The following is a 26,174-nucleotide window of genomic DNA, read 5'->3' as shown; positions in this document are numbered from 1 at the left end:
ACCGTTAAGGAGTTGCCGCCATGAGCAGCCTGTCCGTTTATCACCTCTCCAGCCCCGAAATACCCAACAAGGTGCTGACCCATTTCGAAGACATCGTTTCGACCCTGGCCGAGCAAGGCGTGGGTTTCGACCGTTGGCAAGCTACGGTGAAAATCCAGCCGGGTGCCAGCCAGGAAGAAGCGATCGCCGCTTACCAGGCGCAAATCGACCAACTGATGACCGAGCGCGGTTACATCACAGTTGATGTCATCAGCGTAAACAGCGATCACCCGCAAAAAGCCGAACTGCGCGCCAGCTTCCTCGACGAACACCGCTATGGTGAAGATGAAGTACGATTTTTCGTCGCTGGCCGTGGGTTGTTTAGCCTGCACATCGACGATTACGTCTATGCCGTGCTCTGCGAAAGAAATGACCTGATCTCGATGCCGGCCGGTACGAAGCACTGGTTCGACATGGGGGAGCATCCGTACCTTATTGCGATCCGGCTGTTCAAGAATCCTGAGGGAAGGGCGGCCAGCTTCACCGGCGATGACATTGCCAGCCGTTTCCCGCTTCTGGAGGATTGAGTCGGCATTGGCGAGCCACGATTGCGCGATTTCAGAAACAACTCAGGCCGTGAAGCGAAAGCTTTCACGGCCTGATCGTTTACAGCGAGTGACGATTTACAACGAGTGGTAAGTCGGCAAAGCAAACCGCTGCTGGCTTTGCAGCATGGAGATCTGCGGCAGTTCGCTGGCCTGTTCGGCGAGGTCACGGCGAATCGCGCTGATCACCCAGGACAACTGATCACCAGCATGCAATTGCTGGTAGGAAATCGAACGTTTAAAGACTTTGCCTTCGGTGCTGCACAGGGTCAGCAGGATGCCACCGTCAGGTCGGGCCTGGGTGGTCACTTCGAAGTTGGAAAACAGCGACGAAAATTTTTCTTGGATCAGGCTCATGTCTATCAGCTCCGTTAGCTCATGAAATGGCAAGCATGCAGAGGTAGTTGCAGTGATTGTGCCAGCACCTGATTTATTTAAAATCGTTATGAATCAATAAGTTAGTTTTATGGTCATTTTTTGTTTTCGTGCAATCTGCATGAATGGCCATCGTGCATCCTGCATTTTGCGTGGTCGGCCACAATTCGATGGAACCAATTGCCGGGTGCAGGTTCCCGATTTCCAGTGCCCTTGGCCGTGGATACAAAACATTTCAAAAACCGCGTGTACAGCTCAAGAACCGCTGACGTATTTTCGGGTTCAATCAACGCCGCCCGACAATAAAAAGATCGAACGGGAGCAACATGAGCCGCACGCCGAACGACACGATTACCTGGGGCATGATGCTCCGCAAGCTGCCTTCTATTGCCAAGGCCATTCCCCGAGTGGTCAAGGGCATGAAAGTCGCCAACGTCAAGGACCCGACCCAACCGTGTGGCCTGGGCTGGAGCTTCGAGCAAGCGACTTTGCGCAATCCCGATGGCCCGGCATTGCTGCAGGGCGAGGTGGTACTGACTTATACACAGGTCAACCAGTGGGCTAATCGCATCGCCCATCACCTGATTGCCCAAGGCATCAACAAAGGTGACGTGGTGGCGATCTTTATCGAGAACCGCCCGGAACTGTTGGTGACGATTCTGGCGGTGGCCAAGGTCGGCGCGATCAGTGCCTTGCTCAATACTTCACAGACCCGCGATACCCTGGCCCATAGCCTGAGCCTGGTGGCGCCAGCGGCGATCATTGTCGGTGAAGAGCTGGTCCCGGCGTTTTCAGCGGTCCGTGAGCGGGTGTCGATCGAGCCGTCGCGCACCTGGTTTGTCGCTGATCAAAACACCTTCGACCATCCGGGCATTTCGCCCGACGGTTTCATCAATCTGATGACCGCCAGTGTCGATGGCGCCAGCGATAACCCCACCAACAGCCAGCAGATTTTCTTCGACGATCCTTGCTTCTTTATCTACACCTCGGGCACCACCGGTTTGCCCAAGGCCGGCATCTTCAAACACGGCCGCTGGATGCGCAGCTCTGCGAGCTTTGGCATGATCGCGCTGGATATGCGTCCGGAGGATGTCGTCTATTGCACCTTGCCGCTCTATCACGCCACCGGGCTCTGCGTGTGCTGGGGCTCGGCCATCAGCGGCGCCTCGGGGTTTGCCATCCGCCGCAAATTCAGCGCCAGTCAGTTCTGGAGCGACGTGCGCAAGTACCGGGCGACCACCCTCGGGTACGTCGGCGAATTATGCCGCTATCTGGTGGATCAACCGACCAGCGCCGACGACAGTAAACACGGCGTGAAAAAGATGATCGGCAATGGCCTGCGTCCTGGTGCGTGGGCTGAATTCAAGACACGATTTGCGGTGGAGCACATTTGCGAGCTCTACGCCGCCAGCGACGGCAATATCGGCTTCACCAACATTCTTAATTTCGACAATACCGTCGGTTTTTCCCTGATGTCCTGGGAGTTGGCGGCATACGACCACGACAGCGGCGCGCCGCTTCGCGATGCCAAAGGCTTCATGCGCAAAGTCGCCAAAGGCGAGCAGGGGTTGTTGCTGGCGAAAATCGATGACAAGGCACCGCTGGACGGCTACACCGATCCGCAGAAGACCGAAAAAGTCGTGATCCACGACGTGTTCGAGAAGGGCGACCGTTATTTCAATACCGGTGACCTGCTGCGCAACATCGGTTTTGGTCACGCCCAGTTCGTCGACAGATTGGGCGACACTTATCGCTGGAAGGGCGAGAACGTCTCGACCACCGAAGTCGAGAACATCCTCCTGCAACACCCGAATATTTCCGAGGCCGTGGCTTATGGCGTGGAAATCTGCAACACCAACGGACGCGCCGGGATGGCAGCAATCACGCCAGCCGAGTCCCTGGCGACCCTGGATTTCAGCGAGTTGCTGGCCTTCGCCCGTCAGCAGATGCCAGCCTATGCGGTGCCATTGTTCCTGCGGGTGAAAGTCAAAATGGAAACCACCGGGACCTTCAAATATCAGAAGACCCGACTCAAGGATGAAGCCTTCGACCCGAATAAAACCGGCGATGATCCGATCTACGCCTGGCTGCCGGGTACCCAGACTTACGTGCAGGTCACCGAGCAGTTACTGGAGGACATTCACAGCGGCAAGTACCGCTATTGAATGTGGCTATGGCGCTCTATGAGAAAAAAGAAGTGACAGTTTTGGTACTGCTCGGGAAACTGTCGGCTTTGCGAATAACCGAACGTGGAGCACCCAATGTCAGACCAAAGCCACCAGATGACCCCCGAAGAAGCCGCTGAATTTGCCGAGCAGGTATTCAACAAAGCGCGCGAGGGCGATGCGGCCATGATGGCTGCGCTGCTGACCAAAGGCCTGCCGCCAAACCTGCGCAATCACAAGGGCGACACCTTGCTGATGCTGGCCGCTTACCACGGCCATGTGGAGACGGTAAAAGTCCTGCTCGAACACAAGGCCGACCCGGAAATCCGCAACGACAACGGCCAGAGCCCGATTGCCGGCGCGGCGTTCAAGGGTGATCTGGCGGTGGTAAAGGCACTGGTTGAAGGCGGCGCGCAAGTGGAAGGTTCGTCCTTCGACGGTCGCACTGCGCTGATGATGGCGGCGATGTTCAACCGCGTCGAAATCGTCGACTACCTGATCAGCAAAGGCGCGGATCCGAAAGCCAAGGACGCCAATGGCGTCTCTGCGCTGGACGCCGCCAAGACCCTGGGCGCCGTCGATACCACCGCGCAGCTGCAGAAATTGCTCGGCTGACAATCAGCCTTCGCGGGCAAGCCCGCTCCCACAGGGATTTGTGTCGGTCGAAAGTTATCGTCCCAGGCAAAATCCAAGGTGGGAGCGAGCCTGCTCGCGAATGGGCCAAACGCGATCAATGCGCTATCCTTCGCGCCCTCAAAATTCACTCGCTACAGGATCTGCCCCATGAAAGCCGCACTCGTCGAACTCATCAGCAAAATCAGCTCCGGGTGCATGAGCGATGACGAAATCCTGAACATCGCTGAAGAAGCGGCACAGGCCTACGCTGATCCCGAGGCTTTCCTGACGGCTAATCCAGACATCAACTACGACGACACCTTCCCGATGCCTCTGGGTGAATGGGTGGTGGTGGGAAGTTTGCCGGAGACCGTGTTGTTTCAGGCCGACACCTACATCGACCTGTTCGCGCAGATCGTCGCCTCATTCGGCCCCGGTGTTGATTTCAATATCAAACCCAAGCAACTGGCCAAGACCGAAGCCCTGACCGCGCTCAATCGCATTCAGGTGCAGATGAGCAGCATGAACAAGGAAAACGGCGGCTACGAGCTGGTGAATTTCAGTCAGTTGCTCGACGACGAACTGCAAGTGGTGCTGGTGTACGGCAACGACGTTCCACGCGTGCTCGAATTGTGCGCCGAAGTCGGCATCGCTGCCGCGCCATCCCTGGAAGCCCTGAAAGTGGCGATCCACGTCTGAAGCCTCCAGGGGCGTTAATAAAACGGAACCCTCGCAACGGCCGGCTATCCTAAGAGTGCACACCACTCTTAGGGAGCGTCACCATGGGTTCCACGTTTAACGGTCTGATCGGGCTGATCATTCTTGTCCTGGACATCTGGGCAATCATCAACGTGCTGAAAAGTGGCGCCGATACCGGTATGAAAATCATCTGGGTGCTGCTCATCCTGCTACTGCCGGTTCTCGGCCTTATCATCTGGGCCATCGCCGGGCCACGGGGCAATGTCCGTATCTGACTCGTTTCCTTGAAGCACCACCGACCCTGTGGGAACGTGGCTTGCCCGCGACACAGGATCACCGCGGTGTAGCTGACAGACCGCAGCGTCTGCATCGCGGGCAAGCCACGCTCCCACAGGTTTTTCATACCTGCGCGCTGTAATCCGTTTGAACGATCAGTCGGGGCAAAAGTCCAGATAGTTGTAAGCCCTTTTGCGGGTTTTATCGAGGAGGCACTGATGCAAAAGTGGAAAATCACTTTCGTGGATGATCACGGTGAAACAGTCGATGAAGTCTTTGAGTGCGAGGAGTGCCCGGATAATGAGCACGCCGCCAAACTCATCAAGGCACGACTCCTTCCTGTCGCCGCCGAACTGGATCTGAATGATCTGGAGGGGCGAACCGATGATGCGAGCGTCAAAAGTCTTAAAACCCAGAACAGCATACAAATCCTCGGCATTACTCCCGTCTGATACACCTCTTGTCACATTCACAACCAGACCTTGGCAGCGGCTCTGTCTAGAGGCTACTCTGCAATCGAGATCAGCGAACGGATCGCTAAGGTCTGGTCTTGTCAGCTACATGCTTGCTTCCCACCGGCAACGTCGTTGCCGCATCGCTCGCACCATCCGGTTGCGAGTGCCGGGAATACGGAAAGTCTATCCATCAGTATGAGGGGGACGTTTCATGAGCACAGCCTATCAAGAAGACATCAGCAGCAGCGTGCTGCGCCGCATGAAAGAAGGCGGTTTTGACTTTTCACGATTCCATCCGATCGAGTTCTACGCCATTTTCCCGGACGAGGAGCGGGCACGCAGGGCGGCAGGGCATTACTGTGGTGAATCCTTGAATGCACAAATCAGCGTGCGCGATGACGGCGCGTGGTATCTGGAACTGAGCAAAGTGATGTACGCCACCTATGACGGCATCGGTGACTTTGAGCAGGATTTCGAGGCAGTGGTCGAGCCTTTGGGCGGCATCATTGAAGGATGGGGCGTCAAGCAGGAGGTACGAGGGCGACTCGCATAACCTATGAACAGCGATAACACTCAGCAACGGCTGGCCTTCGGGTTGGCCGTTTTCGTTTGTGTTTTTGCTTCATAACGTTTCAAGGAAGCAAAAAAAACCGCCTGAGCAGGCGGCTAAGGCGTCGTCGGCTCCGGTCATGCGTTTCTTGCCTGTGCCCGCAGCCTGGGCATTCCGGCGCGCTATGTGTCGGGGTATTTGTACAGCGAGAACAGCGAGCATCGGGTCTGCCATGCGTGGGCCGTAGCCTGGCTCGATGACGCCTGGTACAGCTTCGATGTGATCAACGAACTGGCACGTCCCGAGCGCCACTTGAAACTGGCGGTGGGCCTGGATTATCTGGACGCCTGCCCGGTGTGCGGCTTTCGCCGTGGCGGTGGTTGTGAGCAGATGCATGCGAAGGTGTTTGTTTCGCCAACACCGATGCCTCTGCCGATTATTTCGGTGCAACAACAGTAAATCGGGACGCTGCAGAACCTGTGGGAGCGGGCTTGCCCGCGATGGCTGCATGGGTGTCTGAAATATTGCAATCGCGGGCAAGCCCGCTCCCACAGGATTATCAATGAGCACAATATGTGTGTTTTGCACCGGACCATTGTGGGAGTGAGCGTGCTCGCGAAGAGGCCCACCCAGGCAACATAAGGCTAGGGTTTAACTTTGCGCCCAGCCATATGCTTTAAATACCCCACCAGCATTTCCATATCCCCATCCGGCAAAACCTGCGCCGTAAACCCCGGCATCTTCGCCTGCGGCCATTGACGCAAACTCTGCGGATCACGGATGTAGCGCTTAAGAAAATCCACCCCAAAATACTCGGTCGGATTGAACGGAATATTCAGATCCGGCCCGAACTGGGAATCCCCCGCACCATTGAGTCGATGGCATGCCAGGCAGTTCTTCTGAAACAGTGCAAAACCCTTATTAACAGGATCGTCCGCCTTCAATGCAGGATCAGGCAGCAGGGCAGGGAAGCGCTCGGCCACCGGCGCCATGCGCTTGATGCTCGCCACTTCGAACGGCCATTGCTCGGGGCTGATATTGCCTGCTTGCGGATCCGTCCAGACCAGATAAAACGGCCCGGCGCTGTGCTTGCCTTCCGACAATGCCGGCCATGGCTTGCCCGGGTCTTCAATCGCCAGCCACGCCCGCGCACCCTTGTCATTGAGCAACGGTGCTGCGGCCAACTCGGCGGCAAACCCGTCCAACGCCACAGCTTGCAGATGATCTTCAGGCTTGATGCCTGTCAATAACGCCGCCAACGGAACAGCGCGATAGCTCATGTCCCGTTTGTAGGAAACGTCGTTATTGATGGTGATGGTCTGAATCTGAGGATGCTTGAGCAACTCCTCGGTCTGCCAGGTGCGATTGCTCGCGCCCAGCTCCAGATTCAGCTGTGCAGCATACAGGGGCGTGCTGAGCAGCAAAGCCCCGAACAGAATGAGCATTTTCAAAATGATCGCCGTCCATGTCGTGGAAGTGCCGCAAAGGTTGGCACACCCACGCTGGCCCGGGTAGCGAGCCAGTCACATTTTTAAGAGGGCGATATAAAAACCTGCGCCGTATTTTTTAAAGGCCGACTAGCCGATCACCTTGGTCAGGTTCGGCAAAATCAACAACAGCGTAGTGGCGAATAGAATGAGCCCGGCTTGACGTACTTTCGATTGTTTGAACATGGCTTGACCGCCTTTATTGTTATTTCCTGATGCCTGCCTGCATTTCTCCATGTCGGCAGAGCGTTGCACTTCCTGTTTGACGAGCGCCTCGGCAAAACCCGACGACAACTTCGTACAAGTTCACCTTAGAGCCCGCGTCACGCTTGGTTTAGACCCATTTCGTATGGTGTGTACGTAAATTGCTATTAAAAAGGCATGAGGCCTATTGCCAGCTTCTTGGGCGCCCGTTTGCTAGACAGCTTGGTGTCATGAAACGGTTAATCCGGTCGTCGACTACCGTCCGTCTGAGCGTCGCCGTCAACGTTAGTGAGCGCTGCGGTCATTGAATCCATGGCTGCTCGGCCTAAGGTGGGAACATCGCATTTACTCCCGCTCAGGTTCGAGGACGTCATGACCCAAGCTTTGATTTTCGACGCAATACGCACGCCCCGTGGCAAAGGCAAGGCCGATGGCGCGCTGCACAGTGTCAAACCGGTGAACCTGGTGGCCGGGCTGCTCACCGCGCTGCAACAGCGCACGTCTCTCGACACCAGCCAGGTCGATGACGTGGTGCTCGGTTGTGTAACGCCGATCGGTGATCAAGGTTCGGATATCGCCAAAACCTCGGCACAAGTTGCCGATTGGGATGTCAGCGTCTCCGGTGTGCAAATCAATCGTTTCTGCGCCTCCGGGCTGGAAGCCGTGAACCTCGGTGCAATGAAAGTGCGTTCCGGTTTCGAAGACCTGGTGGTGGTCGGCGGTGTCGAGTCCATGTCCCGCGTGCCCATGGGCAGCGACGGTGGCCCTTGGGCGCTCGACCCGGAAACCAATCTGCACAGCCATTTCACCCCTCAAGGCGTGGGTGCCGACCTGATTGCCACGATTGAAGGCTTCAGTCGGCAGGACGTCGATGCCTACGCGCTGCATTCTCAACAGAAGGCTGCGCGGGCGCGGGCGGACGGTTCGTTCAACAAGTCGTTGGTGCCGGTGCAGGACCAGAACGGCATCATCCTGCTCGATCACGATGAGTTCATTCGCGCAGAGTCGACTATGGAGGGCCTCGGTAAGCTCAAGCCGAGCTTCGAGATGATGGGGCAAATGGGCTTCGACGCCACCGCGCTCAGGGTCTACAGCCATGTGGAGCGAATCAACCACGTCCACACGCCGGGCAACAGCTCCGGGATCGTCGATGGTGCGGCGCTGATGCTGATCGGTTCCGAAGCCAAGGGCCGGGCGCTGGGCTTGCAGCCACGGGCGCGGATCGTCGCCACGGCGGTCACCAGCACCGATCCGACCATCATGCTCACCGGCCCCGCGCCGGCCACTCGCAAGGCCTTGGCCAAGGCTGGGCTGCGGGTCGAAGACATCGACCTGTTTGAGGTCAACGAAGCGTTTGCGTCCGTGGTGCTGAAATTCATCAAAGACATGGCCATCGACCCGGACAAGGTCAACGTCAACGGCGGTTCCATCGCCATGGGCCACCCGCTGGGCGCCACTGGTTGCGCGATCCTCGGCACGCTGCTTGATGAACTGGAAACCCGGCGCTTGCGCTATGGCCTCGCGACGCTGTGTGTCGGCGGCGGCATGGGCATTGCCACCATCATCGAACGCCTCTGAACCCCGACTTCAAGGAATTACCTTCATGACCGAAGCCATCCGTTACGAGAAGGGTCAGGACCAGATCGTCGTCCTGACCATCGATATGCCGGGCCAGAGCGCCAACATCATGAACGCGGTCTACCGCGAGGCCATGGCGACCTGCGTCGCCCGACTGGTGGCCGAGAAGGATGCCATCGCCGGCGTCATCATCACTTCAGCCAAGAAAACCTTCTTCGCCGGCGGCGACCTCAATGAATTGATCAAGGTCGGCAAACCTGAAGCCAAAGCTTTTTACGACATGGTGCTGACCCTCAAGGGCCAGCTGCGCACCCTGGAAACCCTCGGCAAACCGGTGGTCGCAGCGATCAATGGCGCGGCGTTGGGCGGTGGTTGGGAAATCTGCCTGGCGTGCCATCACCGCGTGGCGCTGGACAATCCATCCGTACAGCTCGGCCTGCCGGAAGTCACCCTCGGCCTGTTGCCGGGCGGCGGCGGGGTAGTGCGCATGGTGCGGATGTTGGGTATCGAAAAAGCCTTGCCCTATCTGCTCGAAGGCAAAAAGGTCCGGCCGCAACAGGCGCTTCAGGCGGGCTTGATCGATGAACTTGCAGCGGATCGCGATGAACTGATGAGCAAGGCTCGCGCCTGGATCATTGCCAACCCTTCGGTTGCGCAGCGCTGGGACGTGAAGGGTTATCAGATTCCAGGTGGCACGCCATTGAACCCGAAAGTCGCGCAGATGCTGGCCATCGCGCCATCGATCCTGCGCAGTAAAACCCAGGGCTGCATGCCCGCGCCGGAGAAAATCCTCTGCGCCGCGGTGGAAGGTGCCCAGGTGGATTTCGACACGGCGCACTTGATCGAAACCCGCTACTTCACTGAATTGACCACAGGGCAGGTGTCGAAAAACCTGATCGGCACGTTCTGGTTCCAGCTCAATGAGATCAATGCAGGCGGCTCGCGGCCCCAGGGTTTTGCGCCGTATGTGACGCAAAAAGTTGGTGTGCTTGGCGCCGGGATGATGGGCGCGGGCATCGCTTTCGTCAGCGCATCGGCGGGTATCGAGGTGGTTCTCAAGGACATCAGTCTCGCCGCAGCGGAGAACGGCAAGGCTCACTCGGCGGCGCTGCTGGACAAGAAAGTTGCTCGCGGCCAACTGAGCGTTGAGCAGCGTGAAGCGACGCTGGCGCGGATTCATGCCACCGAAAGCGATGCCGACCTGGCCGGTTGCGACCTGATCATTGAAGCAGTGTTCGAAGACCGTGAGCTGAAAGCCAAAGTCTCCTCGGCAGCGCAAAAAATCGTCGGCCCGGATGCGGTGATCGCTTCCAATACCTCGACCTTGCCAATCAACGGCCTGGCCACCGCCGTGCCGGACCAGAGCAAGTTCATCGGTCTGCATTTCTTCAGCCCGGTGGAGAAAATGCCGCTGGTGGAAATCATCAAAGGCGCCAATACCAGCGACGAAACCCTGGCTCGCGGGTTCGATTTCGTACTGCAAATCAAGAAAACCCCGATTGTGGTCAACGATAGCCGCGGCTTCTTTACCTCGCGGGTGTTCGGCACGTTCACCAACGAAGGCATCGCCATGCTCGGCGAAGGCGTGAGCGCGCCGATGATCGAGACCGAAGCGCGCAAGGCCGGGATGCCCATCGGGCCACTGGCGATCTCCGACGAAGTTTCCCTCAGCCTGATGAGCCATATCCGTCAGCAAACCGCCAAAGACCTGCAGGCAGAAAGGAAACCGCTGATTGATCACCCGGCGTTCGCCGTGATTGACTTGCTGCTCAACGAATACAAGCGCCCGGGCAAGGCCGCTGGCGGTGGTTTTTACGTTTACCCGGCTGGTGGCCAGAAGCATCTGTGGCCAGAGCTGAAAACCCGCTTCGAAAAAGCTGATGGGCAGATTTCGCCGAAGGACGTGCGTGATCGGCTGCTGTTCGTGCAAGCCATCGAAACCGTGCGCTGCGTGGAGGAGGGCGTGTTGACGTCGACGGCGGACGCCAACATCGGCTCGATCTTCGGTATCGGCTTTGCAGCCTGGACCGGCGGCGCGCTGCAGTTCATCAACCAGTACGGCGTGAACGATTTTATCGCCCGCGCCCAGTACCTGGCCGAGCAGTATGGCGAGCGATTCGCGCCACCCGCGCTGCTGCTGGAAAAAGCCGCCAAAGGGGAGGTGTTTTAAGGGACGGATGACGCACTCCGGGGCTTGCCTTGCCACCGTGTTTCAAGGCAGGCTCTGGGGTGTGCATTATTCCCATCACGTGTCAGGTATTTTTTATGTCGTTACGCATCTGCATTCTGGAAACCGACATCCTGCGTCCGGAACTGGTCGATGAATATCAGGGTTACGGGCAGATGTTCCAGCGTCTGTTTTCGCAGCAACCCATTGCTGCCGAATTCACTGTCTACAACGTGATGCAGGGTGAGTATCCGAGCGATGAGTTGACCTTCGACGCCTATCTGGTCACGGGTAGCAAGGCCGATTCCTTCGGCACCGACCCTTGGATCGAAACCCTCAGGACTTACCTGCTGAACCGCTATGAGCGCGGCGACAAACTGCTGGGCGTGTGCTTCGGCCACCAACTGTTGGCGCTGCTGCTGGGCGGCAAGAGCGAACGTGCGACTCAAGGCTGGGGCGTCGGCACCCACAACTACAAACTCGCCGCCAAAGCGCCGTGGATGAGTCCTGTAGTGGAAGAGCTGACGCTTTTGATCAGCCATCAGGATCAGGTGACAGCGCTACCGGAAAACGCCACGGTAATTGCTTCCAGCGATTTCTGCCCGTTCGCCGCGTACCACATCAACGATCAGGTGCTGTGCTTCCAGGGGCATCCGGAATTTATCCACGATTATTCGCGGGCGTTGCTGGAGATTCGTCAGCAAGCGCTGGGCGAGCAGATTTATCAGAAGGGCGTGGCGAGCCTTGAGCATCAGCACCATGGCGCCACGGTTGCGGAGTGGATGATGCGGTTTGTGGCGCACAAGCCTGCGGCCGGGGCGGTTTAAAACCAAGCGCTCGCTCCTGCAGGCGTCCTCAGTCCTGTGGGAGCATGGCTTGCCCGCGATCGAGTGCGAAGCACTCGCCATGGATCTACAACCAACCCGACTTTTTGAAACTCGCCCACAAACCCACACATCCCACCGCAATAAACCCCAATACCGCGAAATACCCGTAATGCCACGTCAACTCCGGCATGTTCTGGAAGTTCATCCCGTAAATCCCCGCCACCGCCGTCGGGAACGCCAGAATCGCCGCCCACGCCGCAAACTTGCGCTGCACCACGCTTTGGCGTGACGCCTCCAGCAATACCCCGACCTCAATGGTCTGGCTGGCAATATCCGCCAGGGTCGTCAGGTCTTCCATCTGCCGCGTTACGTGGATCTGCACATCGCGAAAGTACGGACGCATGTTTTTGTCGATGAACGGAAAGCTGAGTTTTTGCAGTTCCTCACCAATTTCCACCATCGGCGCTGCATAACGACGCAGGCGTAGTACGTCGCGGCGCAAGCTGTGGAGTTTTTGAATGTCGCGCTCATTCAGGGAGCTGCACATGACGTTGCGTTCCAGCTCATCGATCTCGGCATGGATCGCTTCGCCCATTGGCTGGTAGTTTTCAATTACAAAATCGAGGATGGCATAGAGTACGAAATCTTCTCCGTGCTCCAGCAATATCGGACGCGCCTCACAGCGCTGTCGGACATAGGCGTAGGACGCCGAGTGCCCATTGCGTGCGGTGATGATGTAACCATTGCCGGCAAAGATATGAGTCTCGATGAACTCCAGTTTGCCGTCAGTGCGGATAGGCGAATACGTGACGATGAACAGCGCATCACCAAAGGTTTCCAGCTTCGGTCGACTGTGTTTTTCCAGGGCGTCTTCGATGGCCAGTTCGTGCAGGTTGAACTGGCGTTGCAGATTGGTCAGCTCCAGAGCATTCGGCTCTTCGAGGCCGATCCAGACAAAGTGGCCAGGCTTTGCAGCCCAGGCAGCGCCTTCGTCGAGAGTGATATCAGTGACTTTCTTACCGGCGCTGTAAACCGCAGCAGCAACAACTCTACCCATGATGGTAATTCACTTCTTATTGGCAGCTATTTATTGGCAGCTTTCTGTTGGTAACGCATGGCAGCGCCAGGCAGTGTCCAGCTTAGCCTTGTCTGCTGCTTGAGAGTCAGCAAAATCTGCAGAGTTCATGGGCAAAAGAAAACCCGCACAGGGCGGGTTCTTTTACGCGGCTTGCAGTTGCCGGTCCATCGAAGCGATGCATTCGCGCATCTGCTCGCGGCACTGGGCGATCAGCATGGGCATGTCATCCAGACTCAATCCCGCTGTTGGAATCGCCGGCAACGAACGGATCAGAATCTTCCCACTGCGCCAGCGGTTCAACCGCATATGTTTGACGTAACTGCTGACGCACACCGGCACGATTGGCACGCCCGCCGCGATCGCCATCTGGAAGGCGCCTTTCTTGAACGGCAGTAACTCTTCGCCCAGGTTGCGAGTGCCTTCCGGGAACACCCAGATCGAGGTGTCTTCATGTTGCAAAGTGTGGGTTGTGGTCAACATCGACGTGCGCGCCTTCTGCGCATTGCCGCGGTCTATCAACACATTGCCCGCCAGCCAGAACAACTGCCCGAAAAGCGGCACCCACTTCAGGCTCTTCTTGCCGATACAGACGGTACGGCGAGGCACCACGTTGCCGAACACAAACAGATCGTAGTTGGACTGGTGGTTAGCGATGATTACGCAGCTGTCGGGTTTATTCATCAACGGCCCGACTTCGGCCTTCACCCGCAGACGCAAAATACACATCGCCGGTAGCGCATACAGACGCGCGCACAAACGGCTGTTGTCCGGGTTGAAGGGCCGGCACAATCCTAAAATCACCCCGAGCACACCCGCTACAATAAAGTGCAGGCCCATCAATAACATACGAAACATAAACAGCATTTACAGGCCCCGCCGGGACAAAAGGTGGCGCAGTGTACGGATGTGCACTGTCTTCGGCAATTGCCGTTATAGAGGTGGGAGATAGGCGAAGTTTGAGCGCATGTTTCCGAATTGTAGGTCAGACGCGATCTAGAGCGGTTGTAGGCTTTTAAACCGAACAGGTAAGAAAAAGCCCGACACGACGGTCGGGCTTTTCGGCATTGCAGATTTGGGTTTAACCCAAATGCTCCTGATCCTCGATGATCGCGTTGTCGAGGGTCTCCAGCAGCGCTTTTCGCACTTTCAGCTTGGTGTTCTTGTGAGCGGTCATGTTGATCTTCTTCAACTGACGAGCCGCTGCCAGCGCGGCACCTTGCAACTCCTCGGCAGACACCACCACATCAAGGAAGCCGGCATCTACAGCGCTCTGCGGATTAAACATTTCACCGTTGATAACGGAACGGTGGAACGCCGATTTGCGCAGGCGATCGCGCGCGATCTCGATACCCGCGTGGTGCATGGTCATGCCGATCTGCACTTCGTTCAGACCAATGCTGAACGGGCCATCGACGCCAATGCGGTAATCCGCCGACAGCAGCAGGAACGCACCCTTTGCTACCGCATGCCCAGGGCAAGCAACGATCACCGGGAACGGATGCGACAACAGGCGACGAGCCAGCGTTGACCCCGCAGTCACCAGCGCCACGGCCTCTTTCGGGCCGGACGTCATCACCTTCAAGTCATAACCGCCCGACAGAATCCCGGGCGTACCGGTAATGATCACCACGGCACGATCAGTCACCGCCTGATCCAGCGCAGCGTTAAACGCAGCAATCACGTCCGGGGAGATAGCATTGACCTTGCCATTGCTCAAGGTCAGGGTCGCGATACCGTCTTCGAGATGGTAGGAAATCAACTCACTCATGACGCTATTCCTTTCAATTAAGTAGGGCAGACGTTACTCACCGTCGCAGGCCAGGTAAAGCGCCGTGACTGACCCACCAGTCACCCTTTACCGGCTCGCCAAGCGTAGCCCGCCATGCCCACCGCGCATTCCCCTCTATATAGAAGCGGGCGCGAAGCCGGAGATTGGCAAGTTTGCCATGGCCTGGAATGACCTCAAAGGGTTTATCGAGATAACCGCATGAAAATTCTGAAAAAAATGTTTGCCATCAGAAAAGCTTTCGACTACATTAGCGCGCCTCGACAGACTGAATATGTTTGACGAGATACGGTGAAGTGTCCGAGTGGCTTAAGGAGCACGCCTGGAAAGTGTGTATACAAGAAATTGTATCGAGAGTTCGAATCTCTCCTTCACCGCCATATTTTTAACCTAAAGGCCCCGTTTTACGGGGCTTTTTTGTATCCGTCGTATTCTGTTCCCCCATTTGTTCCCCCACCTGGATTTTCAGTATTTCCTACGAATTTCATGGGGAAATCAACGCCTATGACTGGTCAGTTGTGATGCAGATGGGGGGCAAGTCCGTGCAACTCCAAAAGCCCAGCCGCCCGCTGGGCTTTTCACTGCCCGCTCATCTGCTCAGTCGCACACTTTTCACCTGCCAAATTCAAACTATTACGGCCCAGAAAAGCTGGACCTCATTGGTGAGGTGGGTATGTCTACCGATTCGAGTTTTCAAAACCAAACACAAGGTTCTGTTCCATCCAAGCCTGAGCCAGGTTCAGATGAGCCGACGCTAGATCCAGACGATCCGAACAAATACGATCCGTTGAAAAATCCAAGCGATGATCGTCCAGAAGACTGGAAGGATCCTGGTGAGAGGACTACTCCAGAGGCGGATGAACAGACACCGCTTTCAGACGATAGGAGATAGGAGAGAAAGCCCGGCCAGTGAGCCGGGTTTTTCTTCTCCGTTCGTCCACTGCGCTGCACTTGTAACGCTTTGCCGTTTCTCATGTTCAAGCACGGACATCCCGCGCATCAGTACGAAGGTTCAGCATGGACATTGACGAGAACGCACCTGGCAACAAATCACAGCAGCCCGAAACGCGCACGACGGACAACGAAACCGGCCATGACCCCAAGAGGGATGAACCCGAAGTTCCGCTGCCTCCAGACGACGAGGCTCCTGTCGACGAAGACATGATTGACGTGGATGCAAATAACTCGGTATCGAGTGAGCATCCAGAAGCTGGACGGAGCGGTCGAGTCGATAACCCTGACGCCGACTCACAGATGGACGATCAGGACGAAAACGATAAGGAGGCTCGCGATATGCCTGCGAGTGACCCTGAATCAGGTGCCTGAATTAGTTCGGATGATTTCCGATGCCCGCTCAACGCGGGCTTTTTACGCCTCGAGTTTACCTGTAGCCAGGGCAGCCCTTGGAAAGGCCTGGACGTCGATGGCCGGATAGTGCGACGTACGGAATCAACACCGGCGACCCCCGCACCCTGACCTCACATGCTTTCGGGTGGTGCGAGACGGGATCAGCGAGACCGATGCAATAGGGCGTCGGCACCGTGAACGTCTTCGGCAGACAGCGGGATTTAGAGCAGTGAATAGCCGCTGGGTTCGTACACGCGTCTAAGGCCTGCTTTTGGCCGTTTTCAGCCGGTTGCGATAGGCTGAAATCGCCTAAAACGGTCATTCACTAGATCCGTGACGAGGCGGTTTGTGAAGACACGCATAAGACCATCGATTACCAAGTATTCGGGTAGGTCATTGATTTCCGGTAGCCTGGGTCAAAACCGCATCAGCGCCAACATCTCTGATTCATCATTGCTCTCCCGTAACCCGTGTTTTGCTCTTCGTCAAAGCCAGGCTCAACAGTACCGAAATCAATATGATGCCGCCGACTGTGGTCAGCGACCATTGGATCGGCATGTGCCACCACGGCGCGACCAGCATCTTGCCGCCGATGAACACCAGTACGATGGCCAGGCCATATTTGAGCAAGTGGAAGCGGTAGGCCATGTCGGCAAGCAGAAAATACAGTGCGCGCAGGCCCATGATGGCGAAGATGTTGGAGGTGAACACGATGAAGGGGTCGGTGGTGACGGCGAAGATAGCCGGGATACTGTCGACCGCGAACACCAGGTCGCTGGCCTCAATCAGTACCAGCACCAGGAACATCGGCGTCGCCCAGCGCAGACCGTTCTGGCGCACGAAGAAGCGCTCGCCGTGAAAGCCGTCGGTGATGCGAAGATGGCTACGCAGCCAGCGCAGCAAAGGGTTTTTTTCGAGGTCTGGCTGCTGGTTGGCGAAGATCAGCATCTTGATGCCGGTGATGACGAGGAAAGCGCCAAAGATATAGAGTAGCCAGGCAAACTCCTGCACCAGCCAGACACCGGCGAAAATCATTCCGGCGCGCATGATGATGGCGCCGAGCACGCCATAGAGCAGGACGCGGCGCTGCAACTCTGGTGGCACGGCGAAGTAGCCGAAGATCATCACGAAAACGAACATGTTGTCGATCGACAGCGACTGCTCGATCAGGTAGCCCGTCAGGAATTCGAGCGTTGTATGCTGGGCCACTTCGGCGCCGAACATGCTGCGCAGATACCACCAGAGCAGGACGGCGAAGACCAACGCCAAACTGGTCCAGGTGATGACCCAAGTCAGCGCTTCGCGCACCGAAACACGATGCGCCTTGCGTCCGCCAAAGACGAACAGATCGAGCGCCAGCATGGCAAGGACGAACAGGATGAAGGCGGCCCACATCCAGGATTGGCCGACGCTGATGGCGGTCATTTTCTGTCTCCGCATGACTCAGCAATAGGCTGGAGGAGTCATGCTAACGAGCCTGTTACATCAACAAAAATCGTTTATTCGTTGCGAATAGTTCGTTTTTTACGAAGTACTGATTCAGGTGCTCAACTACCGGCAATCGCATTGGTTCTGCTCCGTGGTCAAGGCGGGTGGCATGGCGCGCGGTTCCAGCAGTCCCGTCTCCTGCTCGATCGTGATGAAAAAGTCTGCTACACCCTTCGACAGGCTTGGCAACTGGTAAGCCGGTGATGCAGGCGTATATTGATAGTGTCGATCCAGGTAGTTGAGGCGATAAAAGATCGTCAATGGAGGGACAAGCGAGAGTGCTGGGGGCGCTAGCGGATAACCCAGAACGTTTGGAGGTGTCACATGAGGCAGTATCAACGACTCTTTCTGATCGCAGGTCCAACCATGCGTCACTCGCCGGCGATGGAGCGGGCAATCGCACTTGCCGATGCCACAGGCGCAGCGCTGCGTATTGCGGTGTTCATCGAAGACTTCGACCTTATGCGGTTAATGAGCAACAGTGAACAACTTCGTGAGAGTTGCCGGCAGGAGAACCTGCAGTGGTTGACGGATGAGGCCGAACTCATGCGCAGGAAGGGCATCAATGTGACCACCGAAGTTGCATTGACCCGTGACCCGCTGCAAGAGATCCTTAGGCATGTGGCTGAAATGCAGCCGGACCTGATTATCAAGGACGTACATCATGAGTCAGCGCTCAAACGCGTATTCGTCACGCCTTTGGATTGGCAATTGTTGCGCGAATGTCCGACCCCCATACATCTGGTCAGCGAAGTCAGGTGTCCGCTTCCTCGGGTGATTGTGGCGGCGGTTGATCCATCGCATCCAGAGGGTCAGATCAGTGGAATCAACGATAGCGTCATTCAGGCGGCGAACGAATTGGCGACGCAATGTGATGCTGAATTGCACATGCTGTATGCCTATGAGCTGACACACACACATTTCTCTGATGCAGGTGCGGGCGCCGTGACGATGCCAGGCTTCAGCAACGACGTGCGCCGGTCACTTGAAAAGTGCTTCATTGCCTTGGCTGGACGCCACGGAGTGCCACCTGAGCGACAACACTTCATTGCAGGGCCGCCAACCAAAGCGATGGCCGACTTTGCCACTCATACTCGAGCGGATGTCTTCGTAATGGGAAATACCCATCACAAAGGGGTGGACAAGCTGATTGGCAGTACCACGGAACATGTTCTGTATCAGGTGCCCTGCAGCGTTTTGGCTATCAAGGGATAAGCGGATCAATAAACGAAAGCCGCCACTACCGCAGCCGGCTGTCGGTGCTGATAAGGTTTTGACCCAAGCTGCTGCCGGTCACTTGGATCAAAAATCGCATCAGCGCCAACAACCGTCGTTATCAGGAAAAATGCTCGGCGACTATTTGGCCAACGGTATGGGGCTCCGTGGCGTGGCTCTGTCTACAGATACCCTCTTATTCTGAAGCCAGAGCATGATCTAAGTAGATGCCCTGCTGGTGGTGCAGTGTTCGATGACGAGTTTGTCATCGGTATAGATGCCCCTTAAAACCGATAACCCTGACCGCAATCGTCTTAAACATTAATTGTAAGAGGTTGTTTCCAAGGGAATACCTTATTACATACAAGATTCCAACTACATTCAGTCATCCCCCTCCAAATGCCAGTTTTCTGCCTAGACTTGCTCTTGTCCGCCGTGCACATGCTTTTCAGAGCATGGAACTGTACGAAAAACTAAAACAAGAGGAATCCCCCCAATGTTCAAACCTATGTGGAAAGCAGTTGCCTGCGCCCTTGCCCTTGGCACCATGAGCATGGCCATGGCTGCAGACCCGGTGATTATAAAATTCTCCCACGTCGTTGCAGAGCAGACTCCCAAAGGTCAGGGCGCCCTGTTGTTCAAGAAACTGGTGGAAGAACGCTTGCCCGGCAAGGTCAAGGTCGAGGTCTACCCCAACTCCTCATTGTTTGGCGATGGCAAAGAGATGGAGGCCTTACTGCTCGGGGACGTACAGATGATTGCACCGTCGCTGGCCAAGTTCGAGCACTACACCAAGACCGTTCAACTGTTTGACCTGCCTTTCCTGTTTGATGACATCACCGCTGTTGACCGCTTCCAGCTGAGCCCGCAGGGCCAGGGGCTGCTCAAGTCCATGGAAGACAAAAACATCACTGGACTGGCCTATTGGCACAACGGGATGAAACAACTGTCCGCGAACAAAGCGCTACGAGTGCCGGGGGATGCCCGTGGCCTGAAGTTCCGGGTGCAGGCCTCTGCCGTGCTCGAGGAGCAGTTCAAGGTCATACGCGCCAATCCGCGCAAGATGAGCTTCGCCGAGGTTTATCAGGGCTTGCAGACCGGTGTCGTCAACGGCGCGGAGAATCCTTACTCGAACATCTACAGCCAGAAAATGCATGAAGTACAGAAGTACATCACCGAATCCAATCACGGCGTACTGGACTACATGCTGATCACCAACACCAAGTTCTGGAACGGTTTGTCGCCGGAGCTTCGCAGCGAGCTGGACAAGATCCTCGTCGAAGTCACCGCGCATGTGAACAAAGAGGCCGAGCAACTGAATCAGAACGCCAAGCAGAGCATCATTGCGGCCAAAACCACCGAGATCATTACCCTGACGCCTGAGCAACGCGAACAATGGCGTGTCGCGATGAAACCGGTGTGGAAAAAATTCGAAGGCGATATCGGCGCCGAGCTGATCACTGCCGCTGAAGCTGCCAACCAGGCCCAATGATCGGTCGTCGGCAGGTGTTGCCGCCCTGGCAACACCTGCCTGTCGTCCGCTACAGGAGATGCCATCCATGAATGCTCTTCGGCGCATCTGGGAACACTTCGAGGAAGGTTTCATCGTCTTCCTTTTGGCCGCAATGACGTTGGTAACATTCGTCTACGTTGTCCTCAACAACCTCTACACCCTGTTCTACCGCCTCGCCGAGAGCTGGGAAGGCGCCAGCGAGTCGCTGTTCGCAATCGGCGACGGCGTCATGGGTATGGCACAGGCCATGACCTGGAGTACCTCACTGACCAAGGCCTTGTTTGGCTGGCTGATTTTTTTCGGGCTGTCGTACGGCGTACGCACGGCCGGCCATATCGGCGTTGATGCGCTGGTCAGAATGGCCAGCAAATCGGTGCAACGGCTCATTGGCATCATTGCCTGTCTTTTCTGCCTGACTTATGCCGGATTGCTCAGCATTGCCAGTTTCGGGTGGATCCAGACCCTGATGATTGCGCGCATAGGTGCCGAAGACTTGGGCCAGTACGGGATCATGCAATGGCACATCGGGTTGATCGTCCCCGTAGGGTTCGCCTTGGTCTTCATCCGTTTCGCTGAAATTCTCGTGCGCATCCTGCAAAACAGGCAGACCGGTCTGGGCTTGGCCGATGAAGCCGCAGATGCGATGAAACTGACTGAACACGAGGATGACAAGTCATGACCATTGCCTTCCTGTTTGCATCACTGTTCGTGCTGATGTTGATCGGCGTTCCCATTGCTATCTCCCTGGGGTTGGCGGGCTCACTGACCATCGTTTTTTTCAGCCCGGACTCCGTGCGCTCACTGGCGATCAAACTGTTCGAGACGTCGGAGCACTACACGCTGTTGGCCATCCCGTTCTTTCTGCTCGCGGGGGCCTTCATGACCACCGGTGGCGTCGCTCGGCGGCTGATTGACTTTGCCAATGCCTGTGTCGGCCATATCCGTGGTGGTCTGGCTATTGCTGCCGTGTTGGCGTGCATGTTGTTCGCTGCCCTTTCCGGATCGAGCCCAGCCACTGTAGCGGCGGTGGGTTCAATTGCCATTGCTGGCATGGTCCGCTCCGGTTATCCGCAGGCCTTCGGTGCGGGGATCGTCTGTAACGCCGGGACCTTGGGTATCCTGATTCCACCCTCGATCGTCATGGTGGTCTACGCAGCCGCAACCGAAACGTCTGTCGGCAAACTGTTTATGGCTGGAGTGTTACCAGGCCTGCTGCTGGGGCTGGCGTTGATGGTCGCGATCTACATCGTCGCCGTGAAGAAAAAGCTGCCCGCCATGCCGCGCGCGACGTTCCGTGAATGGCTTAGCACGGCACGCAAGGCGATCTGGGGTCTACTGCTGATGTTCATCATCTTGGGAGGTATCTACTCCGGGATGTTTACCCCGACCGAAGCTGCGGCGGTGGCGGCCGTGTACTCGGCCTTCATCGCCTTGTTCGTCTACAAAGATTTAACGTTCCGCGAAACGCCAAAGGTCCTGCTGGACTCGGCCAAGCTGAGCATCATGCTGATGTTCATTATTGCCAACGCCATGCTCTTCGCGCATGTGCTGACGACCGAGCAGCTACCGCAACAGATCACCGCGTGGGTGATTGAAGCGGGGCTGACACCGGTGATGTTCCTGCTGGTGGTGAACATTGTGCTGTTGATTGCAGGGGCCTTTATGGAACCCTCGGCCATCATCCTGATCCTGGCACCGATCCTCTTCCCCATCGCCATGAAGCTGGGTATCGATCCCATTCACCTGGGCATCATTATGGTGGTGAATCTGGAAATCGGCTTGATCACTCCACCTGTGGGCCTGAACCTGTTCGTGACCTCTGCTGTGACGGGTATGACACTGCCGGCAACCATCAGAGCCGCCATGCCGTGGCTGATGATTCTGGTCCTGTTCCTGATCCTGATTACCTACGTGTCTTGGATCTCCCTGGCGTTACCAAACTGGCTGGGCATGAGCTGATGCCTGCCTGTCCGGCTACTGGACGTTCGTATCCGGACAGGGCTTTCACGTTTGTGCTTCTGGCCACTTATTGTTGTTCTGAGTCCGTCACGCAACTCCATAGCTCCACTGAGGACGGATTACTGACAGGTGGTCCCAGCCACTCGCTCATCTCATGACATTGCTGATCGAAGCATAGCTGGTAGTCACCTGCTTGCGGGGTACGTCCCAGGTTCAGCGGTTGCAAGGGCGGCAGTTGGCGCTGATAGTGCCAACTGCCTTTTTCCAACCTGGCCCCAGGGGGAATTTCCATGCCTGCGCCATTCCCTTTGACCCTGGCCTCGGTGAGCACAAGTCCCTGTTCCGAGATGCGGTAGTCTTCTTCCCAACGAACTTTTTCAATTGTGTGATTCCAGGCCAGTGTAAAGCTTGAGATTGGGAGTTGGGCCAAGGCGACTCCCGCCAGACCCAGGCACAAGCCGATCATGCTCTGGCCAGTCCGCCACGGCGAGACCGCCAGACATGCTGAAGTATCAGCAACACACCCAGCACAAAACCGATTTCGTCGGTCAACGGCATCGCAACGACCAACAAAGCACCTGCCGCGAAACACAATAAACGCTCCCAAACCGGCATCTTCTGTTGCAGATAACCTGTGGACGCCATTCCCCAAAGGCCAACGGCCAAAACCGTCTTCACCAACATATAGGCCGTCATCCACAAATTGTCGCCTTGCATCATGAGCGCAGGGTTGTAGACCGCCATGAACGGAATGACGAAGCCTGCCAGTGCAATACGAACCGCCCACAGACTGATCTTGAATCCTGTTTCCTTGGCGATGGGCGCTGCGGCAAAGCATGCCAAAGCGACCGGTGGAGTAAGGTCGGCAAGAATTCCGAAATAGAAAACGAACATGTGCGACACAATCAGCGGCACACCCAACTCAAGCAAAGCGGGTGCTGCAATCGAACTGGTGATGATGTAGTTGGGAATCGTCGGGATACCCATACCCAACACCAGGCAGGTAACCATCGTCAGTATGAGTGACAACAACAAGTTATCCCTGCCAATGGCCAGTATGTAACCGGCGAAGGTCGAGGCTATGCCCGTCAATGACACTACTCCGATGATGATTCCCACTAGAGCGCAAGCAATCCCGACCGGCACAGCATGACGAGCACCTTCGACCAAAGCGTGCAGGCAAATACTCAGGGTTTCTCGTCCTCCCTGGATGAACCAGCAGATGACCACTAACGTGGCGATCACCGCAAAGATCACGCCGATACCCAGCTGGAAAAAACCGACGCAGAGGACACCAAGAGCGATCCAAAAAGCACATCGCAACGCGAAACTGGACACCCGAAGAATGATTGCCGAACCGAGAATAACGATGGCTGTCAGCGCCAGACCCACCATCCCGGAGAACAGCGGGGTACGTCCGGAAAACAGCAGGTAGACCAGGACAAAAAGCGGAATCAGCAAATACCAGCTTTCCTTTACCGCCCCCCATGCACTGGGACATTGGTCTTTGGGTAGCCCTTTAAGGTCGGAGCGTTTTGCCTCAAGGTGAACCATCCAGAACACCGAACCGAAATACAGGATGGCTGGAATTAACGCAGCTTTGGCGATCTCTACGAACGGGACATTAATTGTTTCCGCCATAATGAAGGCGACAGCCCCCATCACAGGCGGCATCAGTTGGCTGCCCATGCTCGAAGTCGCCTCTACGCCGCCAGCAAATGCTGCCTTGTAGCCGAAGCGCTTCATCAATGGAATCGTGAACTGTCCGGTCGTGACAACGTTTGCAATGCCTGAGCCTGTGATTGTCCCCATCAAAGCCGATGACGCGACCGATACTTTTGCCGGCCCCCCGAGTTTGTGGCCAAACAATCCCATGGCGAAGTCAGTGAACAATTTGATCATTCCCGCCTGTTCGAGAAAGGAACCGAACAAAATGAACAGGAAAATATAGGTAGCGGAAACGTAGGTTGGTGTGCCGTAGAGCCCCTCTGTGCCGAATGACAACTGGTTGACGATTTGATCGAATCCGTAGCCTCGATGTGCCAGGTCGCCTGGCAGGTATTCACCCAATAAACCGTATGCCAAAAACAGTCCACAGATGACAGGCAACGCGATCCCCATCACCCGACGAGCCGCCTCAAACACCAATGCGATCAATACCAGCCCAACCACCATGTCTGCAGATGTCAGGTCACCTGAACGCTGGATCAAATCCGCCTCGAAGAACCATTGATACAAGGCAGTGGTAATCCCGGCGAGGCTCAATATCCAGGCCAACGGCTGCCAAGGACGTGCTCTGCCATACGCCGGGTAACTCAGAAACACCACCCACAGCAGGAAACCAACGTGCACCGCGCGCAGCACCTGGCTGGAAACAGGCGCAAACGCAGCGGTGACAATCTGGAAAACTGAAAACAACAACGCCACGTAGAACAGCGTCTTAGGCCAGTCGCGTGGGTTGGCGGCGATGCCATGATGATCTTCGCTCATTGGGTACCTGCCTCAAAACTACATAGAAGGGTACGAACCGCTCTATCGCTCTAGCGACCATCCCCGTGGCGCATTTTTGGATTACAGCGCTCCAGCTTCCTTGTAGTAGCGCTCGGCACCGGGGTGAAGTGGAATGGGCAGATTCTTGGCAGCATTTTGCAACTTGATGTCCTTGGCGGCTGAGTGAGAATTACCTAAACGAGTGAGGTTTTCGAACATCAGCTTGGTCATCTGGTAGGCAACGTCATCCGAGACATCCTCGCGCGTCACCAAAATATTAGTGATCGCCACCGTGGGCACTGACTCAGGCTGTCCGTCATAGGTATTGGCTGGAATTTGTGCAGGCTGATACGCGGCATTGCCGATTTTCGAAACCACATCAGGAGGGATGGAGACGTAGTTCAATGGCATGGTTGAGGAAAGGTCGCGGATGGCCGCCATTCCTAACCCCGAGGACTGAAGCGTGGCATCTAACTGACGGTTTTTGATCAGCTCGACCGACTCCGCAAAGGGTAGGTATTGGACTTTGCTCATGTCTTCGTACGTCAATCCCGCCGCTTTGAAGATTGCACGCGCGTTCAGCTCGGTACCGGACTTGGGGGCGCCGACGGAGATGGTTTTCCCTTTCAGATCCGCCAAGGTTTTGATGCCGGACTCTTTGTTCGCCACAATTTGAATGTAATTCGGATAGGCGCCTGCAATTGCTCGCAACTTCGTCAGCGGGGCCTTGAACCCGGCATCTTCCACGCCGTTTTTTGCATCAGCCACAGAGTCCCCAAGCGCCAGAGCGAGCTCCCCACGACCAGCTTGTAAAAGGTTGAGATTTTCCACCGAGGCTTTGGTCGCTTGGACAGAAGTCTTCGCCCCCGGTATTCCATCGCTGTATATCTGTGACAGCCCAACCCCAATGGGGTAATAAACCCCGCTAGTACCACCGGTAAGGATGTTTATGAACACAGGTGCGGCGTTAGCTGCGCATGAGACTGTCAACGCAGCGGTGGCCGCAAAGAGACTAAAGCGTTTGTTTACTCGCATGGAAAACTCTCCGTCTTGTTATGGCTTTATGCAGAGTCTTTCTACTGTAGTCGAAACCAACGCCTTGAGTGGGAAGCTGAGTTAGCCTAATAATTTTGGGCTTCTCAATCGGTCGCTGCGATGACGCCAATCGGGATTCTCACCCCCAAAAAAAATGGTTCTTCACGGAATCCCGGGAAACACAGAAACAAGAACGCCGATTTGATTGATGATGTTCGTGCGAGCAAACACATCTAACAAACCGGCGTTCTTATGCGCGATATTAATACTTTCCTTCCTTT

At 56.1% G+C, this 26,174-nt stretch carries 25 protein-coding genes, 1 tRNA gene and 2 pseudogenes; 19 read left to right on the top strand and 9 right to left on the bottom strand.

Going from position 1 to position 26,174, the window contains the following annotated elements; translation table 11 throughout:
- Nucleotides 1–20 precede the first annotated feature (20 nt).
- On the top strand, nucleotides 21–566 hold the full coding sequence (locus tag FQ185_RS26865; RefSeq protein ID WP_149420100.1) for an acireductone dioxygenase: 546 nt from the start codon (nucleotides 21–23) through the stop codon (nucleotides 564–566).
- 96 nt (nucleotides 567–662) lie between these two features.
- Here the strand turns inward: FQ185_RS26865 and FQ185_RS26860 are convergent, their stop codons facing one another.
- Complete coding sequence (locus FQ185_RS26860; RefSeq protein WP_149420099.1) at nucleotides 663–941, bottom strand: DUF3509 domain-containing protein; 279 nt, start codon at nucleotides 939–941, stop codon at nucleotides 663–665.
- A 344-nt stretch (nucleotides 942–1,285) separates the two neighbouring features.
- Between FQ185_RS26860 and FQ185_RS26855 the strand changes: the two genes are divergently transcribed.
- The 7 genes and pseudogenes from FQ185_RS26855 to FQ185_RS26825 form a co-directional block, all read left to right on the top strand.
- A complete protein-coding gene (locus tag FQ185_RS26855; protein ID WP_149420098.1) occupies nucleotides 1,286–3,124 on the top strand; it encodes a long-chain-acyl-CoA synthetase in 1,839 nt (612 codons plus the stop codon).
- 96 nt (nucleotides 3,125–3,220) lie between these two features.
- Entirely contained in the window at nucleotides 3,221–3,739 is a 519-nt protein-coding gene (locus tag FQ185_RS26850) for an ankyrin repeat domain-containing protein (RefSeq protein WP_149420097.1), read from the top strand.
- Nucleotides 3,740–3,907: 168 nt separating this feature from the next.
- Entirely contained in the window at nucleotides 3,908–4,438 is a 531-nt protein-coding gene (locus FQ185_RS26845) for a hypothetical protein (RefSeq protein WP_149420096.1), read from the top strand.
- Nucleotides 4,439–4,521: 83 nt separating this feature from the next.
- Nucleotides 4,522–4,713, top strand: coding sequence for a PLDc N-terminal domain-containing protein (locus FQ185_RS26840; protein WP_010456621.1), 192 nt, complete (start codon nucleotides 4,522–4,524; stop codon nucleotides 4,711–4,713).
- Nucleotides 4,714–4,932: 219 nt separating this feature from the next.
- Nucleotides 4,933–5,166, top strand: coding sequence for a hypothetical protein (locus FQ185_RS26835; RefSeq protein WP_149420095.1), 234 nt, complete (start codon nucleotides 4,933–4,935; stop codon nucleotides 5,164–5,166).
- A 214-nt stretch (nucleotides 5,167–5,380) separates the two neighbouring features.
- Complete coding sequence (locus FQ185_RS26830) at nucleotides 5,381–5,722, top strand: ribonuclease E inhibitor RraB (protein ID WP_064678940.1); 342 nt, start codon at nucleotides 5,381–5,383, stop codon at nucleotides 5,720–5,722.
- 135 nt (nucleotides 5,723–5,857) lie between these two features.
- A pseudogene (locus tag FQ185_RS26825) lies at nucleotides 5,858–6,178 on the top strand (transglutaminase family protein); the annotation flags it as partial.
- Nucleotides 6,179–6,363: 185 nt separating this feature from the next.
- Here the strand turns inward: FQ185_RS26825 and FQ185_RS26820 are convergent.
- Nucleotides 6,364–7,186: pseudogene (locus FQ185_RS26820) on the bottom strand (cytochrome c).
- A 596-nt stretch (nucleotides 7,187–7,782) separates the two neighbouring features.
- Between FQ185_RS26820 and FQ185_RS26815 the strand changes: the two are divergent.
- From FQ185_RS26815 to FQ185_RS26805, 3 genes are all read left to right on the top strand, one after another.
- Complete coding sequence (locus FQ185_RS26815) at nucleotides 7,783–8,988, top strand: acetyl-CoA C-acetyltransferase (RefSeq protein ID WP_149420093.1); 1,206 nt, start codon at nucleotides 7,783–7,785, stop codon at nucleotides 8,986–8,988.
- A gap of 25 nt (nucleotides 8,989–9,013) precedes the next feature.
- Nucleotides 9,014–11,158 (top strand): 3-hydroxyacyl-CoA dehydrogenase NAD-binding domain-containing protein, encoded by a 2,145-nt coding sequence (locus FQ185_RS26810; protein WP_149420092.1) that lies wholly within the window; start codon nucleotides 9,014–9,016, stop codon nucleotides 11,156–11,158.
- A 95-nt stretch (nucleotides 11,159–11,253) separates the two neighbouring features.
- Nucleotides 11,254–11,982 carry an amidotransferase gene (locus tag FQ185_RS26805; protein WP_149420091.1) on the top strand — a complete coding sequence of 243 codons (729 nt, stop codon included), beginning with the start codon at nucleotides 11,254–11,256 and terminating at the stop codon, nucleotides 11,980–11,982.
- A gap of 85 nt (nucleotides 11,983–12,067) precedes the next feature.
- Here the strand turns inward: FQ185_RS26805 and FQ185_RS26800 are convergent, their stop codons facing one another.
- The 3 genes from FQ185_RS26800 to FQ185_RS26790 form a co-directional block, all read right to left on the bottom strand.
- A complete protein-coding gene (locus tag FQ185_RS26800; RefSeq protein ID WP_149420090.1) occupies nucleotides 12,068–13,039 on the bottom strand; it encodes a magnesium and cobalt transport protein CorA in 972 nt (323 codons plus the stop codon).
- Between the two features lie 162 nt (nucleotides 13,040–13,201).
- Nucleotides 13,202–13,924 (bottom strand): 1-acylglycerol-3-phosphate O-acyltransferase, encoded by a 723-nt coding sequence (locus FQ185_RS26795; protein ID WP_149420089.1) that lies wholly within the window; start codon nucleotides 13,922–13,924, stop codon nucleotides 13,202–13,204.
- Between the two features lie 214 nt (nucleotides 13,925–14,138).
- Complete coding sequence (locus FQ185_RS26790; protein WP_149420088.1) at nucleotides 14,139–14,828, bottom strand: crotonase/enoyl-CoA hydratase family protein; 690 nt, start codon at nucleotides 14,826–14,828, stop codon at nucleotides 14,139–14,141.
- Nucleotides 14,829–14,892: 64 nt separating this feature from the next.
- Between FQ185_RS26790 and FQ185_RS30285 the strand changes: the two genes are divergently transcribed.
- From FQ185_RS30285 to FQ185_RS31235, 4 genes are all read left to right on the top strand, one after another.
- Nucleotides 14,893–15,051: a hypothetical protein gene (locus FQ185_RS30285; protein WP_178113609.1), complete on the top strand. Its 159-nt coding sequence runs from the start codon at nucleotides 14,893–14,895 to the stop codon at nucleotides 15,049–15,051.
- An 85-nt stretch (nucleotides 15,052–15,136) separates the two neighbouring features.
- A tRNA-Ser gene (locus FQ185_RS26785) sits at nucleotides 15,137–15,226 on the top strand.
- 293 nt (nucleotides 15,227–15,519) lie between these two features.
- Entirely contained in the window at nucleotides 15,520–15,738 is a 219-nt protein-coding gene (locus FQ185_RS26780) for a hypothetical protein (RefSeq protein ID WP_109636033.1), read from the top strand.
- 125 nt (nucleotides 15,739–15,863) lie between these two features.
- Entirely contained in the window at nucleotides 15,864–16,172 is a 309-nt protein-coding gene (locus FQ185_RS31235; protein WP_149420087.1) for a hypothetical protein, read from the top strand.
- Between the two features lie 471 nt (nucleotides 16,173–16,643).
- On the opposite strand, the gene FQ185_RS26770 is transcribed toward FQ185_RS31235, so the two are convergent.
- A complete protein-coding gene (locus FQ185_RS26770) occupies nucleotides 16,644–17,618 on the bottom strand; it encodes a TerC family protein (protein WP_149420086.1) in 975 nt (324 codons plus the stop codon).
- Between the two features lie 387 nt (nucleotides 17,619–18,005).
- On the opposite strand from FQ185_RS26770, the gene FQ185_RS26765 reads away from it, so the two are divergent.
- The 4 genes from FQ185_RS26765 (at nucleotide 18,006) to dctM (ending at nucleotide 22,368) form a co-directional block, all read left to right on the top strand.
- Nucleotides 18,006–18,896 (top strand): universal stress protein, encoded by an 891-nt coding sequence (locus tag FQ185_RS26765; RefSeq protein ID WP_149420085.1) that lies wholly within the window; start codon nucleotides 18,006–18,008, stop codon nucleotides 18,894–18,896.
- A gap of 496 nt (nucleotides 18,897–19,392) precedes the next feature.
- Nucleotides 19,393–20,388, top strand: coding sequence for a TRAP transporter substrate-binding protein (locus FQ185_RS26760; protein ID WP_149420084.1), 996 nt, complete (start codon nucleotides 19,393–19,395; stop codon nucleotides 20,386–20,388).
- Between the two features lie 67 nt (nucleotides 20,389–20,455).
- The gene (locus FQ185_RS26755; RefSeq protein ID WP_149420083.1) at nucleotides 20,456–21,088 is read left to right on the top strand and encodes a TRAP transporter small permease; all 633 of its coding nucleotides are present in this window, start codon (nucleotides 20,456–20,458) and stop codon (nucleotides 21,086–21,088) included.
- Nucleotides 21,085–22,368, top strand: a complete 1,284-nt coding sequence (dctM, locus tag FQ185_RS26750) for a C4-dicarboxylate TRAP transporter large permease protein DctM (RefSeq protein WP_149420082.1) — start codon at nucleotides 21,085–21,087, stop codon at nucleotides 22,366–22,368. Before FQ185_RS26755 ends, dctM begins: the two co-directional genes overlap by 4 nt.
- A 67-nt stretch (nucleotides 22,369–22,435) precedes the next feature.
- On the opposite strand, the gene FQ185_RS26745 is transcribed toward dctM, so the two are convergent.
- The 3 genes from FQ185_RS26745 to FQ185_RS26735 form a co-directional block, all read right to left on the bottom strand.
- Nucleotides 22,436–22,834, bottom strand: a complete 399-nt coding sequence (locus FQ185_RS26745; protein WP_149420081.1) for a DUF1850 domain-containing protein — start codon at nucleotides 22,832–22,834, stop codon at nucleotides 22,436–22,438.
- Nucleotides 22,831–24,858 (bottom strand): TRAP transporter permease, encoded by a 2,028-nt coding sequence (locus FQ185_RS26740; protein ID WP_149420080.1) that lies wholly within the window; start codon nucleotides 24,856–24,858, stop codon nucleotides 22,831–22,833. The genes FQ185_RS26745 and FQ185_RS26740 overlap by 4 nt, the downstream gene beginning before the upstream one ends.
- Nucleotides 24,859–24,939: 81 nt before the next feature.
- The gene (locus FQ185_RS26735) at nucleotides 24,940–25,893 is read right to left on the bottom strand and encodes a TAXI family TRAP transporter solute-binding subunit (protein ID WP_030128979.1); all 954 of its coding nucleotides are present in this window, start codon (nucleotides 25,891–25,893) and stop codon (nucleotides 24,940–24,942) included.
- Between the last annotated feature and the right edge of the window lie 281 nt (nucleotides 25,894–26,174).

The sequence above is a fragment of the Pseudomonas sp. ANT_H12B genome (assembly GCF_008369325.1).
GTDB lineage: Bacteria > Pseudomonadota > Gammaproteobacteria > Pseudomonadales > Pseudomonadaceae > Aquipseudomonas.
This window is presented reverse-complemented; position numbering and strand designations above follow the sequence as displayed.

Bases quoted from the DNA above. Each gene is read 5' to 3' on its own strand.
- FQ185_RS26815 (WP_149420093.1), top strand. From the start codon at position 7,783: ATGACCCAAGCTTTGATTTTCGACGCAATACGCACGCCCCGTGGCAAA.
- FQ185_RS26860 (WP_149420099.1), bottom strand. From the start codon at position 941: ATGAGCCTGATCCAAGAAAAATTTTCGTCGCTGTTTTCCAACTTCGAA.
- FQ185_RS26740 (WP_149420080.1), bottom strand. From the start codon at position 24,858: ATGAGCGAAGATCATCATGGCATCGCCGCCAACCCACGCGACTGGCCT.
- FQ185_RS26770 (WP_149420086.1), bottom strand. From the start codon at position 17,618: ATGACCGCCATCAGCGTCGGCCAATCCTGGATGTGGGCCGCCTTCATC.
- FQ185_RS26780 (WP_109636033.1), top strand. From the start codon at position 15,520: ATGTCTACCGATTCGAGTTTTCAAAACCAAACACAAGGTTCTGTTCCA.
- FQ185_RS26790 (WP_149420088.1), bottom strand. From the start codon at position 14,828: ATGAGTGAGTTGATTTCCTACCATCTCGAAGACGGTATCGCGACCCTG.
- FQ185_RS26845 (WP_149420096.1), top strand. From the start codon at position 3,908: ATGAAAGCCGCACTCGTCGAACTCATCAGCAAAATCAGCTCCGGGTGC.
- FQ185_RS26855 (WP_149420098.1), top strand. From the start codon at position 1,286: ATGAGCCGCACGCCGAACGACACGATTACCTGGGGCATGATGCTCCGC.
- FQ185_RS26735 (WP_030128979.1), bottom strand. From the start codon at position 25,893: ATGCGAGTAAACAAACGCTTTAGTCTCTTTGCGGCCACCGCTGCGTTG.
- FQ185_RS26810 (WP_149420092.1), top strand. From the start codon at position 9,014: ATGACCGAAGCCATCCGTTACGAGAAGGGTCAGGACCAGATCGTCGTC.
- FQ185_RS26745 (WP_149420081.1), bottom strand. From the start codon at position 22,834: ATGATCGGCTTGTGCCTGGGTCTGGCGGGAGTCGCCTTGGCCCAACTC.
- FQ185_RS26830 (WP_064678940.1), top strand. From the start codon at position 5,381: ATGAGCACAGCCTATCAAGAAGACATCAGCAGCAGCGTGCTGCGCCGC.
- FQ185_RS26865 (WP_149420100.1), top strand. From the start codon at position 21: ATGAGCAGCCTGTCCGTTTATCACCTCTCCAGCCCCGAAATACCCAAC.
- FQ185_RS26760 (WP_149420084.1), top strand. From the start codon at position 19,393: ATGTTCAAACCTATGTGGAAAGCAGTTGCCTGCGCCCTTGCCCTTGGC.
- FQ185_RS26835 (WP_149420095.1), top strand. From the start codon at position 4,933: ATGCAAAAGTGGAAAATCACTTTCGTGGATGATCACGGTGAAACAGTC.
- FQ185_RS26795 (WP_149420089.1), bottom strand. From the start codon at position 13,924: ATGCTGTTTATGTTTCGTATGTTATTGATGGGCCTGCACTTTATTGTA.
- FQ185_RS26800 (WP_149420090.1), bottom strand. From the start codon at position 13,039: ATGGGTAGAGTTGTTGCTGCTGCGGTTTACAGCGCCGGTAAGAAAGTC.
- FQ185_RS26765 (WP_149420085.1), top strand. From the start codon at position 18,006: ATGAGGCAGTATCAACGACTCTTTCTGATCGCAGGTCCAACCATGCGT.
- FQ185_RS26805 (WP_149420091.1), top strand. From the start codon at position 11,254: ATGTCGTTACGCATCTGCATTCTGGAAACCGACATCCTGCGTCCGGAA.
- FQ185_RS31235 (WP_149420087.1), top strand. From the start codon at position 15,864: ATGGACATTGACGAGAACGCACCTGGCAACAAATCACAGCAGCCCGAA.
- dctM (WP_149420082.1), top strand. From the start codon at position 21,085: ATGACCATTGCCTTCCTGTTTGCATCACTGTTCGTGCTGATGTTGATC.
- FQ185_RS26840 (WP_010456621.1), top strand. From the start codon at position 4,522: ATGGGTTCCACGTTTAACGGTCTGATCGGGCTGATCATTCTTGTCCTG.
- FQ185_RS26850 (WP_149420097.1), top strand. From the start codon at position 3,221: ATGTCAGACCAAAGCCACCAGATGACCCCCGAAGAAGCCGCTGAATTT.
- FQ185_RS26755 (WP_149420083.1), top strand. From the start codon at position 20,456: ATGAATGCTCTTCGGCGCATCTGGGAACACTTCGAGGAAGGTTTCATC.